A 12,765-nucleotide genomic window follows, 5' to 3' on the forward strand; every position below is an offset into this window, starting at 1 on the left:
CACAGCAATGCAGATGCGGTTGCGCATCAGGGCCGGAAGGACTTCGCCGCGACGGGAAACCGGAATACCTTTTTCCAGCGCGGCCCTGATTTCGGGATGCCCATCCGGAACAGCAGTTGAACGGACTACCCAGTCGACGGAATCGGTGATGTGGGATTCCGCATGCCCGACAGCGATTTCCATCCCGTTTCCGGAGAGCCACCGGGTCTGACCATTCTGCTGCAGATCGCATCCGGTTACGGTGAACCCCCGCTCTTTCAGCAGCCATGCAATACCGGCCATTCCGATACCGCCGATACCGAGCAGATGCACGTGTCCGCCCTGCTCTATCAGCTGTTCAGCCCGATCCACCGGACTCATCTCAATCTCCACCCACTTTTTCAACAAGGTCGGCCAGCTGCTGTGCCGCATCGGACTGTCCCCGTTTTTTCATGGCAATGGCCATACGCTCGAGTCGTCCGGGTTTTTCAGACACGCGGATGATATAATCGCGCAGCCAGGTGGTACTGATATCCTCCTGGGCCACCACATCAGCAGCCCCGGAATCCTGCAGAATCCGGGCATTGCCCATCTGATGATCACGCACAGCGTGGGGATAGGGAATCAGCAGGGCCGGAACCCCGAAAGCGGCCAGCTCAGCACAGGTTGCGGCGCCGGACCGGCAGATGGCGAGATCACTGTTCAAATAGACCTCCTCCATGTGCTGCACAAAATGATAAACTTCGGCTTCAATTCCCGCTTTTTCATAAACTGCGGCAATGGGTTCGGTATCCTGCAGTCCGGCGATATGAATCACTTTTAGTGACACCCCTTTTTCAGCCACCAAGGCCAGCGAACGGGGAAGCTGCTCATTGAGCACCTGCGCACCGCGACTTCCGCCCATAATCATGATGCGCATCGGGCCGTCTTCCGCCCTGGGGATTCGCGGACGGTCACTGGCGGCCTGAATTTCCCGCCGAAGCGGCATCCCGGTACGGACGATATTGGAATGTTTGAGGTAATAGCTGGTTTTTTCGAAACTTACCGCCACCGTATCAGCCTTTCCCGCCAGCATGGAAACGGCACGGCCCGGCAACAGATTGGCTTCGTGAAGAACATAAGGGATATGCAGTTTACCTGCGGCCTTAACCGGTCCGAAGGAGGCATAGCTGCCCATCGCCAGAACCACATCCGGCGGTTTACGTTTCATTCTGGAAACAGCAAGCCGATAGGCCTTGAGTAACCGGAATACGGTCCGGACACTACGAAAGGAAAACCCGAACTGAAATCCCTCAGCGGGAATAGTGATGATTTCACCCTCCCAGCCCTTGACCGACTCGTGCTCAATGTCTTTTCCGGCGAGCCACAGCGTCACCTCGTGCCCACGCGAAGCCAGTTCATTCGCCGTGGCCAGGCCCGGAAAAATATGTCCGCCCGTACCACCGCATGCCACCCCGATTTTCAATTTCCGCCCCATTCAAACTCCCGTAAAAAAACAAGCGCAGGTTTTAGCACGCACCCCGACAGATTGACACGCTAATTTGTTAATGAAAGCTCGGAACAGTTCCCGATCATAAAAGTCTGTGTTGCCGGACAAACCACAGCATAAAGACCCATGGTTCGATTTCACTGATGAGTATGGCACGCTCAGACACCCCGTCTGCAGGAGCACGCGACCTGGCCGGAGGATTCTGTGACTGATTTTATTGATGCATTGGTATCCGGGGCTATAATCCGGCCAGTTATTACAGGAGATTTACGGATGGAAGAACTTGATCCCGTCAAACTGAAAGCCGAACTTGATCAGTTTAAGCGAGAAAAGGAAAAAATACGCCAGCTTATGGGACAGATCGGCGGCAAGGATGCGGAAAAGCAGGACCGATGGGTCAACCGTTTCTTTATTATTGCGATTGGTGCACTGGCCACCAACGACTTTGTGAATCATCTGCTTCACATTCAGGAACCGCTGATTCCGCCGCTTTTCTCTCTCGAAATTGCCGTTCTGCTGGTCTCAATCAAAATCATCTGGATGATGCATAAATCAACCAAAGTGGAGCACTTTCAGTTCTGGATTCTCAATTCCATTGAATACCGGCTCAACGATGTGGCTAAACAATTACGGCATCTGGAAAACACCGTGGAAAAATATCATCACGACAATAATTCCGACTAAAACACCCGACTAATTCCGGAACGGAAGGACGGCATCCAGCGAAGACTCCCCGAGAATCCGCATCAGCAAACGGTCGACCCCCAGCGCAACACCGCCGGCCGGCGGCATATTCTCCAAAGCCCGGATAAAGGTCTCATCGATGGGATATACCGTTTTCCCCATTGCTTTTCGCTGCACGGCACACGCTTCAAACCGGGCTCGCTGTTCAACGGGATCCGTCAGCTCGGAATAGGCGTTCGCCATTTCCACGCCATCGATATAAAGCTCCCATCGCTCCGCCAACAGCGGATAATCCGATTTCCGGCGCGACAGAGCCGCAGCCTCAACCGGATAATCTTTGAGCACCACCGGCCCGCTCATTTCCTTTATGGCCGGCTCGACCTTTTCCACCAGGTCGATATCAAAACGGTCTTCATCATAATTCCCCGCCGGATCCCAGCCCGCAAATTCCAGAAACGCTTCGGAAACAGACAGAATTTTCCAATCTCTGGAAACGTCTTTCCAGACGCTGGAAATCAACAGTTTGGTTTCCTCCAGAATATCCATGTAATCCGCGCCGGCCTGATACCATTCCAGCATGGTGTATTCCGGATTATGCCATGGACCCCGCTCGCCGCTTCGGAAACATTTTCCGATTTCAAAAATGCGCTGATGTCCTGCAGAGAGCAGCTGTTTATGAAAAATCTCGGGTGAGGTACGCAGAAAATAGTCCCCGGAAGGTTCCGCATCAATATGCAGCTCCATACACGGAATTTTCAGCCGGACCGGCGTTTCCACCTCAGTGTAATCACGCGCATAAAAAAACGCCCGGATGCCGCGCATCAGGACGTCTCTGGCTTTGACCGGACAGGAATTCATCTACCCTTTGGCCACGCGGTCGGCATAGGTTCCGGTCCGTGTATCAATCCGGATCATATCGCCTTCATTAATGAAGATCGGAACGTTGATTTCATACCCGTTGGCAAGTTTCGCCGGCTTCATCACATTGGTCGCAGTATCGCCCCGGGCCCCGGGCTCCGTTTCCGCAATTTCCATTTCCACAAAATTGGGCAATGTGATATCCAGCGCACGGTCATTGTGGAACAGAATCTCCACTTCCATATCGTCCACAATAAAATATTTCAGATCTCCCAGCAGCTCTTCGTTCAGAATGACTTCTTCATAGGTCTCGTTATCGGAAAAAACAAAATTATTCCCGTCGATATAGGAAAAAGTAAAATCGCGCGACATCAGCGATGCCTTATTCACCTTATCCACCGAACGGTAGGTTTTATCAAACGTATTGCCGGAAATCAGATTTTTGATTTTGCACCGGTAGAGCGCCTGGCCTTTCCCGGGTTTGGAAAATTCAAAATTTGTGATCATGCACGGATCGCCGTCGATCTCGATTTTCAGGCCTTTTTTCAGGTCGGATGCACTGTACATTATTATGTTCCTTGGTTGTGTAAACTTCAAAAAGGCCGCGCATTATGCAGAAACCCCTCCGGCCTGCCAAGTGTCTAATTCACGATTTCACAGACGTTCTTGAATAAAAGTGAGAAAAATATGGCGATTTCAACTCAAAGGCTTTATTTATGTAGAAAAAGTGGACACGATAGAATTAGGATGCAGTGATCAAATACCAGATAAGGAGACGATCAAGGATGAGAAATACACTTACAACATTGATTTGCGCCACTATTGCCACCACCGGCCTCCTGCAGGCCGAAGCCGCCAAGAAAAATGATCCCGACAAAAAAGAGGTTCTGAAAGAACTCCAGGAAATCGGAGAACCCCACTATCAGGAACGGATGAAAGTCTACGATGTCTGTTCACTGGAATTTGAAGGGAAAGACGGCGAAGAGGATTATTACCATGTTTATTCAGGCACACTGAAAAAGGGCGGATATCATATCATCATCTATAACAATGTTCCGGAATATCTCGGATACTATCTGGTTGATTTCGAAGCCACCGATTATGAAGAAGGTGCGGTTCTACTCGATTCAGGTGACGGAAGCACCTATTTCACACTGCCGATCCCCCCGTCAGGACCTGCTGAGACAGTCCGTGTAGACGGCATTCCGACCAAATTTGTGAAAAACCCGAAGCTTGAAGCGAAGAAAGACGGCTCGGTTATTGCGGCTGACGGAGGTATTCCGGCGCTCCCGAAAAAAGAAACTTCCGCCTCGGGAGAAGTGATTGATTACCGCGACTGGAGCATCACCATGAAAGGTCGCACCCTCACCGTCAACGCCCTTTTCGTTAAAGTTGAAAAAGGCCAGGTTACCCTGAAGAGCTCTAAAAACGGTCGTGAAACAACGATCCCGGGAAGCGCGCTTTCCGACGAAGACAAGGAATACATCCGGCGTATCACTGCCAAATAAATTCCTGCTCCACTGGAAAAGCGGAAGCCGCCCGAACGAATCAGGGCGGCTTTTTTATGAGGAGAACAGACGATGAACTACACCATGGAACAGGTTGCCGCAACGATCGACCACGCCGTACTGAAACCGAACCAGACCGAACAGGATGTACGCTGCAATGCGCAGCTGTGCATTCAATACGGTGTGGCCAGTATGTGCGTACGGCCCTGCGATGTCAGCCTTGCCGCCGACCTGCTGAAGAATTCAAACGTAATGGTTTCCACAGTGCTCAGTTTTCCCCATGGTGCAGATACAACATCCATAAAAGCCGCTCAGGCCCGGCAGGCTCTTTCCGACGGCGCGCAGGAAATTGATATGGTCATGAATATCGGCGCATTTCTCTCCGGAAAATATGATGCGGTGCGGAAAGATATTCAGGCTGTTGTTGAAATTGCACATGCAGGTAATGCCTCGGTAAAAGTGATTCAGGAGAGCTGCTTTCTGACGCTGAAAGAAGTCGCCACAGCCTGCGAACTTTCACTGGAAGCCGGAGCGGATTTTGTTAAAACATCGACCGGTTTCGGCCCCTCCGCCGCTACACCGGAAATAATCGACGTTATGGTAAAAACAGTTGGCGGAAAAATGGGCATAAAAGCCTCGGGCGGTATCCGCACCTGGGAACAGGCAGTTGGCTTTCTGAATCAAGGTGCTTCCCGCCTGGGGATCGGTTCTACAGAAACTGTACTGCACGGTGGAATCTCCGAATCCGCCTATTAGCTGCACTCCGCTGTATTTAAGCGGATTTACGATGCAATTTTTTCAGAAACTTCGACGGATACCCGGTTGACTTCCGCCTCCTGCGCAGTGAATGAAAATTCGATTTTATCAGCCCCGAAAGCGCGACTGATCGATTCCAGCGTATTTTTCGCCGACTTCTGAACTTCGGACTGAATATTATTGATCAGTTCCAGCGCCTGCTTCTGAGCATGTCTTTTTGCCGCATCCACCAGGTTGTTTTTATCCTGTTCCTTGAATCCGCCGCTCAGGAAACCATTGAGCAGATCCGGCAGCAGCCAAGGCAGCAGTTTCGAGCCCTGTTCATCATAAAAACGAATATCACGGATATTCACCTCATAATCACAAGGCGGCATACTGACAGCATAGATCCCCTCACTTTTCTCGTTAATTTCAAAGAGCGGACTCTGCAGGTTGTAGCGAAAATCGATTTCAAACTCGAAAATCATAGCCATTTTTTTACCGCTGAGCACCCAGCCGAGATAACGGTTTCCGAACTCGCCCCAGGTATGATCGGTCTCCGTCACAATCTCTTTAGTCAGTACTTTATATACGGACAGCTGTCCAATGGCCTTCAACTGCTCGATGCTGGAAAAAATTCGGACTTCTTTCGCCGGAACTTTCTTCCGGGTTCTGCTCCAGATCCACAGCGCCGCCGCCAGAATGAGCATCACCGCCATACCTATAAAAAATTCTGTCATCTATTCACCTCAAACCACAGAAGAGTATGGCTTTATCCGGGTTAAGTACAGGCTTTCTTCCCGATCTCGAAATCCAGTACCAGCGGAAGATGGTCGGAAAGTTCCACCCGAGGCATATCAAACTGATTCACAGTAATTTCCGGACTGTGAAGAATGAAATCAAGATGACGCTTCGGTTTCCGGCTGGGATATGACGGCTGCATATTAACATCCGCATTTTTAAGTCCACTGGCCGACATGAACAGCCGTATTTCATCCTCACCGGCAAATGCATTGAAATCACCAGCTACAATATGCGGTCGGTTGGTATTTTTGATCATATCATACAGATTCAGAATCTGCCGCTGCCTCGTTTTAAAACTGAGTGCCAGATGAACCAGAAAAAAGGTTATCTCCTCCAGCTCCAACTCCATTACAAGTTTTTTCATACCTTTATCAAAGTAATGAAATTTCTCTTTATGAATGACCTCTTTGGCCAAAAAGGCATTTCCCTGTTTATTATAGATCGGCACTTGCTGCCACCGGGAATTCTGAGCATATTTTGATCGATACGAATGAAAATGGCCCAGCTGTTCAGCAATATGCTCAACCTGGCATTTTCTACCATGCCGGTAGGATCCGTTATCCACTTCAACCAGACCGATGACATCAGGATTTTTTTCCTCGATAAAGTGTATGATTGCATCCAGATGGTGTTTCGTGCCCCGAGCAGACCGAGCAGAGGAAACTTTTTCTGGTTTCCATGTGTTCCATAGCAGATGTTATACAGAAGAAATCTCATGCCATAACTGTAGTCCATTGGATTCCGAAGGCAACCCCGTACAACGAATTTTCCCTGTTCATTTCCTCCGTACGCACATAGGATCAACCTTATGAACGAAACTCCTTCCGACCTCACATTCTGGGTAGTGTTCAGTACAGCACTGCACATTTGTGCATTTATCGGCGTCACACTCCATGCTCTGCAACGGCGGCGGTATGCCAGTGCTACGGTTCTCTGGATTTTCCTGGCCTGGTCCTTCCCGCTCATCGGCCCGCTGCTCTATCTTTCATTCGGCATCGACCGTGTTTCAACAAAAGGACTCGAACGGCAGCTCACCAATCAGCTGCTGATAAAAAAACGCGATGCCCGGCTTGCTGAAAAAACACCGTTTCGCGCCTGGCATCTTGACTATCGAACTCTATCCGATGCGATTGAAAACCGCATGAGCCGGAAACTGAACCACGTCATCGATGCCATCATCCCCGAACACCCTCTACTCTCCTCCAATGCCGTATTCCCGCTGGCCAGCGGTGATGCCGCCTATCCGCTGATGCTGCAGGCTATCCGCTCAGCGCAGCACCACATTCACATGCAGAGCTTTATTATTCATCGCGACGATACCGGCCGGAAACTGCTTGAAATTTTAAAGAAAAAGGCCGAAGAAGGCGTAAAGGTCCGCCTGCTTTTTGATCGTTTCGGCTCCACCCACGCCTATCTCAGCGGCATGTTCCGGAAGTACCGGAAAATCCCGAATTTTGAAATCTGTGGATGGACTCAGGCCAACCCGCTGAAAGCCCAGTTTCAGATCAACCTGCGCAATCACCGGAAAAATCTGGTGGTCGATGGTCGGGTGGCTTTCTTCGGCGGCGTGAACATTGCTTCGGAAAACCTGACATCCAATGGCCGGAAGGCCATTCGCGATTACCATTTTAAAGTGGAAGGGCCGATGGTTCATGAGCTGCAGTTTTCCTTCCTGAGCGACTGGTTTTTCATGACACGTGAATCCATCGATGATCTTCTGCATGCTGATCTTTTTCCAAAGATTATCTCCTGCGGCAATGTAAACGCACGCTTGATTGACAGTGGTCCTTCGTCGGAACCCGGCCTGCTGGCCGAGGTGTTTTTCAACGCCATCGTAGAGGCTCAGGAACAGATTCTGATTGTATCGCCATATTTTGTTCCAAGCTCCGACATCATCCAGGCTATCCGTTCCGCCGCCCGGCGCGGCGTCGATGTTCGCATTGTTTTACCGAAAAAGAACAATCACCGTTACGCCGGCATGGCCGCCAAAGCACTCTATGAGGATCTGCTTGAAACCGGCGTACGCATATTTCACCGCAATCCGCCTTTCATCCACGCCAAAGCCATGGTGATCGACACCTCGGTAGCACTGGTCGGCACAGCCAACATCGATATCCGCAGTCTGGAACTGAATTATGAAACCACTGTACTTTTCGAAGAACAGACCGCCGTCACCGCCATCAAACGCATGATCAGGGAAGATATTGATGACAGCACAGAAATTAAACTCAATGAATGGCTGAAGCGTCCGCCTTTACAGAAACTCGGTGAAAATCTCTGCTCCCTCATGACGCCCGTTCTGTAAACGGATTGATTTTTACGGCGGCTGAAATACTATATCCGGAAATCCTGAAGGCACAAATCCATGGCTGAAGTGAAACTTGACGATGCACCTGAGAGCGCCCTGCCCTATTTCAACAAGGGCATGCAGGCCCTTAACAGGAATAACCATGCCTACGCCATGGATATGTTTGAGACCGTTCTTTCCATCGAACCCCGCCTGCTGAGCGCACGCCGCAAACTCCGTACAGCAGCTGTTCAATATACAAAACAGAATCCCGCCGGCAAATTGAGTCTGGCCAGAAACCTGCCCCTCTTTATGAAAGCTTCGGGGCTCCTGAAAAAACAGCCGGAACAGGCGGTCGAACTTGCGGAAAAACTGCTCAGAACGGATCCCCTTAATCTCAAATATGCCAACCTTCAGGCCGATGCCGCCGAAGCGGCGGGGCTCCCCGAAATTGCGATTCTTACACTGGAAATCATCAGCCAGAACCAGCCTTCAGATACAGCCTTACTCACTCGGCTGGCCCGGCTGTATCAGCAAACCGACCAAACCGATATGGAATTCGAGTGCCGCGAAAGAATCGCAAAACAGAATCCCGGCGATGCGCAGGCCGCCAAAGCACTTAAAGATGCTGCGGCCCGTCTCACGATGGGAAAAACAGGATGGCAGAAAGCGGCACCTCCGACCGCCTCCACACCGACCATCCAGGAACAGCTGAAACAGGATCCTGATAATCCGGACCTGCAGCTGGCCCGTATCGATCAATTGATCCGCGAACGTAAATACGACCGCGCCATCCAAACGCTGGAAGCATTCTCTTTGCAACACCCGGAAAATACAGGCGCAGAAAAGAAACTGTTTGCCGTTCGCGAACTGGAACTCTCGGCGCGGCTGGCCGCGGCTGAAGATGAGGAGGATGAAGATGCAGTCACTTCACTGCGACAGGAGCTGATCAACCTGCAGATCCATTCTGCACGCCGGGAAACCGAACGCTACCCGAATGACCTGCAGCTCAGGTTTGAACTCGGAAAACGTTACTACAATGCGAGACAGCTGAACGAAGCCATTCAACAGTTTCAACTGGCACAGAACAACCCCCACCGCAGAATCAGGGCACTGATATATCTGGGCAAAGCCTTCAGCGTAAAAGGTCAGACCGACATCGCCACCGAGCAGTTTGAAAAAGCGCTGACTGAACTGCCGGACATGAATGAAACACGAAAAGAAGTGTTGTACGAACTGGGGGTACTGCTTATGCAAACCGGTTCAGCTGAAAAAGGGGCCAGCCTGCTGAAAGAAATCTATGCCGTAGACATTGGATACCGCGATGTCGCCAAACGTATTGAAAACCCTGCTTAGGCCGACCCCAATGTCTGATTACCGTAAATTCACAGTAATCAGACCTCTTCACACCTCTGACGGGTCACAACCGATCAATTGATCCGTGTATGACGAACAGTAAAATCAGGCAGTGGGCCGCGTGAGTTAAACTTCTTCTGCACTTCCACCTGTTCTCCTGTTCCCCGTATATTTTCACATCCCGGAACCAGCTTCCATACACGACTCTCAGGATCTTCGTAATAAATTGCGTAGGTGTACCCCACTTCGGTACTGATCGCAAACGTCACAATACCATCACTGTTCTGGGCAACACCCAGTTTCGGCCGGTGCTCCGGAACTTCCGGAGCTGAGGCACAACCCCAGAAACATGTAAGTGCGGATAGAAGAAAAAGTACCGTAAGCATTCTGTGTATCATCGCGCTACTCCCCGGTTTCTTTTTCGGAAGAAGCCTCAACTTCATCCGGACTTAAAACTACGGCTTCCGGCACATCATTGGTCAATGGATTCATGAGCATGGCATCTTCCGGCGTTTCCATTTCCGGCTGTTCCACGGCATCAACAGCATTGGTTTCAACCGCAGCATCCGCTGAAACCACTGCAGCTTCCGTCACTGGGGGCAGCGGATGTCGCACAGCCTGCCAGAATCTCAGATCATCAGCCGCTACCGGCTTGTTTTTGAGATTTTCGCTGAAACTCCTGTGATACCAGGCGACATTCAACCCCTCGGGATTGATGACCTCCATGGACATTTTATAATTCTCACAGAACCACTTCCAATCCTTGTATCTGAAGTCATAATACCGACCGGTTAAATGCAGCAGCGGCCGCATTTCCGTAGTCGTAATTTTATAGACAGCCGGGCACCAGCTCTCAGACGGCAGCAACGAATCGGTCAGCTCCCCCTTTGCATCGACAATCAGCGCCGAATCCGGTCCCGTACGGAAAAAGTCGCCGGCTTTGAAAGCATCAACCGTAATATTGACCCATTCCTTTCCCGTCCAGCCATGCAGAGAAGCTTCGCTTCCTCTGATCTTATAACTGACCAGCAATGTGGGATAGCGGTTAGCCAGATCAAGCCCCACGCGAACCACATTATCCTCGCGCGGAACCATGACCAACGTAATTTCATCCTTGCGCGATGCCAATGCCGAAGCGGCAGCCATCAAAACAACCAATCCTGCAAAAACCGTCTTTCTCATCTTTTATCTCCGTAATAATTATGCGGGCAGCGGAGTCGGCGCCGGGCGGCCGGCCAGCTGCTGATCGATCATCATCAGACCGCCTTTATCCTCACCGACCATACGCAACGGGGAAACAATATCGTTCACATTGGCTTCCTCTTCCACCTGCTCAGAAACATACCACTGCAGAAACGTCTGTGTTGCATAATCACGCTCTTCAACAGCCAGATCCATCAGTCGATGAATCAGATTCGTCACAAACTGTTCGTGTTCCAGCGTTTTCTCAAAAATATCCAGCGGCGAACCATATTTCTGCGGAGGCTGCTCAATCGCTTTCAGCGTAACAATACCCCCCTGATTCTGAATATAATCGTACATTTTGGTCACATGCATAATTTCCTCTTCGTACTGCATGCGCATCCAATGTGCAAACCCGGGCAACCCTAGACTGTTGCTGTAGGCCGACATGGCCAGATACATATACGCCGAATAGAACTCTTTGTTAACCTGTTCATTCAGTGCGTCCTGCATTTTTTTTGAGATCATACTATGGCTCCTTCATCTGGTTGGTTGTTATTTACACCCCTGTAAAAATCAGTCAATCCCGTTTGCTCGTTTCGCCGATTCAACGGTATTGAATAAAAGCATGGTAATTGTCATCGGCCCTACCCCCCCGGGAACCGGCGTAATCTTTGATGCAATCTGACTGACCGCCTCAAAATCAACATCACCTACAAGCCGGTATCCGCGCTCGTGCGAAACATCCTCCACCCGGTTGACCCCGACATCAATAACCACCGCGCCCGTCTTCACCATATCCGCCGTAATTGTATTCGGCCTGCCCGAAGCCGCAATAATGATATCCGCCTGTTTCACATGCGAAGCGAGATCTTTTGTGCGGGTATGGCAAAGCGTGACGGTAGCATTCGCCCCTTCTTTTTTCTGCAGCAGCATATTGGCCACCGGTTTCCCGACGATATTGCTGCGGCCCACCACAACCACATGCGCCCCCTCGGTTTCAACCCCGCTGCGCATCAGCATCTGCACCACTCCATGCGGTGTGCAGGGCAGAAATGCCTTTTCGCCAATCATCATTTTACCCACATTCATCGGGTGGAATCCGTCGACATCCTTATCCGGATCAATCGCCAGCAGAACAGCCGATTCATCAATATGATCCGGAAGCGGAAGCTGCACAAGAATGCCGTTGATTTTCGGATCATTATTCATACGCTCCACCACCGCCAGAACGTCCTCCTGCGAGGTTTCTGCCGGCAGCCGGTTGTCATCCGAAAAAATACCAATGGCTTCACACGCTTTTTCTTTTGCAGAAACATAGGATTTTGACGCCGGATCTTCGCCCACAAGAATCACCCCCAGCCCCGGGACAATACCCCGTTCCTTCAAAGCGACCACTTCTGCTTTCAGTTCCGCGCGGATATCCGCAGCAATCTGTTTCCCGTCAATACGTTCTGCAATCATTTAAATCAATTCTCCTGTATGCTCTATTTAATAAAATGAATACACAGCGGATACCGGAACTCCCGACCTTCACTCGCCTTCACGGCACCGATAATCGGGCAGACAAACCCGAAAACAGCCAGCGGAAGAAGCAGTAGCAAACCGATCACCGTCAGCGCCAGGACAACCGCATACAACAGCAGGCTGAGCTGGAAGTTAACCGCCTCTTTACCCTGCGTATCAATAAACGCACCGCAATCACGCTTCATCAGCCAGATCACCAGCGGAATCACAAACTGCGCCAGGACATAAGGCAGCAGATAGCCGCCGATTGCGGCGAGATGACAGGCCATCGCCCAGTTGCGCTCACTTGCATCGGGGCTGAACCGATGCGGCGGCCTGACACCATCATCCCTGTTCCTGAAATCCTCATCATTCAT

14 protein-coding genes and 2 pseudogenes are annotated in these 12,765 nt (G+C 50.7%); 5 read left to right on the forward strand and 11 right to left on the reverse strand.

Annotated features, from left to right (window positions below; all coding sequences use genetic code 11):
- Positions 1-18: 18 nt before the first annotated feature.
- Positions 19-411 (reverse strand): annotated as a pseudogene (locus tag EGM51_07665) (hypothetical protein).
- The gene (gene murG, locus EGM51_07670) at positions 362-1,456 is read right to left on the reverse strand and encodes an undecaprenyldiphospho-muramoylpentapeptide beta-N-acetylglucosaminyltransferase (GenBank protein QBG47271.1); all 1,095 of its coding nucleotides are present in this window, start codon (positions 1,454-1,456) and stop codon (positions 362-364) included. Before murG ends, EGM51_07665 begins: the two are co-directional and overlap by 50 nt.
- 285 nt (positions 1,457-1,741) lie before the next feature.
- Between murG and EGM51_07675 the strand changes: the two genes are divergently transcribed.
- Positions 1,742-2,152 carry a hypothetical protein gene (locus tag EGM51_07675; protein ID QBG47272.1) on the forward strand — a complete coding sequence of 137 codons (411 nt, stop codon included), beginning with the start codon at positions 1,742-1,744 and terminating at the stop codon, positions 2,150-2,152.
- A gap of 9 nt (positions 2,153-2,161) precedes the next feature.
- Here EGM51_07675 and genX read toward each other — a convergent pair whose 3' ends face one another.
- Positions 2,162-3,010, reverse strand: coding sequence for an EF-P lysine aminoacylase GenX (gene genX, locus EGM51_07680; GenBank protein QBG47273.1), 849 nt, complete (start codon positions 3,008-3,010; stop codon positions 2,162-2,164).
- Entirely contained in the window at positions 3,011-3,577 is a 567-nt protein-coding gene (gene efp, locus EGM51_07685; GenBank protein QBG47274.1) for an elongation factor P, read from the reverse strand.
- Positions 3,578-3,795: 218 nt separating this feature from the next.
- Between efp and EGM51_07690 the strand changes: the two genes are divergently transcribed.
- Together EGM51_07690 and deoC are read left to right on the forward strand one after the other, a co-directional pair.
- On the forward strand, positions 3,796-4,518 hold the full coding sequence (locus EGM51_07690; protein ID QBG47275.1) for a hypothetical protein: 723 nt from the start codon (positions 3,796-3,798) through the stop codon (positions 4,516-4,518).
- Between the two features lie 84 nt (positions 4,519-4,602).
- Positions 4,603-5,274 (forward strand): deoxyribose-phosphate aldolase, encoded by a 672-nt coding sequence (gene deoC, locus EGM51_07695; GenBank protein ID QBG49273.1) that lies wholly within the window; start codon positions 4,603-4,605, stop codon positions 5,272-5,274.
- A 26-nt stretch (positions 5,275-5,300) separates the two neighbouring features.
- Here the strand turns inward: deoC and EGM51_07700 are convergent, their stop codons facing one another.
- Positions 5,301-5,993: a DUF4230 domain-containing protein gene (locus EGM51_07700; protein ID QBG47276.1), complete on the reverse strand. Its 693-nt coding sequence runs from the start codon at positions 5,991-5,993 to the stop codon at positions 5,301-5,303.
- Between the two features lie 41 nt (positions 5,994-6,034).
- Positions 6,035-6,774, reverse strand: a pseudogene (locus tag EGM51_07705) (endonuclease/exonuclease/phosphatase family protein).
- A gap of 91 nt (positions 6,775-6,865) precedes the next feature.
- Between EGM51_07705 and cls the strand changes: the two are divergent.
- Both cls and EGM51_07715 read left to right on the forward strand, forming a co-directional pair.
- On the forward strand, positions 6,866-8,362 hold the full coding sequence (gene cls, locus EGM51_07710; GenBank protein ID QBG47277.1) for a cardiolipin synthase: 1,497 nt from the start codon (positions 6,866-6,868) through the stop codon (positions 8,360-8,362).
- 60 nt (positions 8,363-8,422) lie between these two features.
- Complete coding sequence (locus tag EGM51_07715) at positions 8,423-9,700, forward strand: hypothetical protein (GenBank protein QBG47278.1); 1,278 nt, start codon at positions 8,423-8,425, stop codon at positions 9,698-9,700.
- 74 nt (positions 9,701-9,774) lie between these two features.
- Here the strand turns inward: EGM51_07715 and EGM51_07720 are convergent, their stop codons facing one another.
- Genes EGM51_07720 through EGM51_07740 form a run of 5 tightly spaced genes read right to left on the reverse strand, consistent with a single transcriptional unit; the run spans position 9,775 to position 12,765 of the window.
- Positions 9,775-10,086 carry a hypothetical protein gene (locus EGM51_07720; GenBank protein ID QBG47279.1) on the reverse strand — a complete coding sequence of 104 codons (312 nt, stop codon included), beginning with the start codon at positions 10,084-10,086 and terminating at the stop codon, positions 9,775-9,777.
- Between the two features lie 16 nt (positions 10,087-10,102).
- A complete protein-coding gene (locus EGM51_07725) occupies positions 10,103-10,882 on the reverse strand; it encodes a hypothetical protein (GenBank protein ID QBG47280.1) in 780 nt (259 codons plus the stop codon).
- Positions 10,883-10,900: 18 nt separating this feature from the next.
- Positions 10,901-11,410 carry a ferritin gene (locus tag EGM51_07730; GenBank protein ID QBG47281.1) on the reverse strand — a complete coding sequence of 170 codons (510 nt, stop codon included), beginning with the start codon at positions 11,408-11,410 and terminating at the stop codon, positions 10,901-10,903.
- A 48-nt stretch (positions 11,411-11,458) separates the two neighbouring features.
- Complete coding sequence (gene folD / locus EGM51_07735) at positions 11,459-12,346, reverse strand: bifunctional methylenetetrahydrofolate dehydrogenase/methenyltetrahydrofolate cyclohydrolase FolD (GenBank protein QBG47282.1); 888 nt, start codon at positions 12,344-12,346, stop codon at positions 11,459-11,461.
- A 23-nt stretch (positions 12,347-12,369) separates the two neighbouring features.
- Complete coding sequence (locus tag EGM51_07740; protein QBG47283.1) at positions 12,370-12,765, reverse strand: DUF4870 domain-containing protein; 396 nt, start codon at positions 12,763-12,765, stop codon at positions 12,370-12,372.

The organism is Verrucomicrobia bacterium S94 (assembly GCA_004299845.1).
Lineage (GTDB): Bacteria > Verrucomicrobiota > Kiritimatiellia > Kiritimatiellales > Pontiellaceae > Pontiella.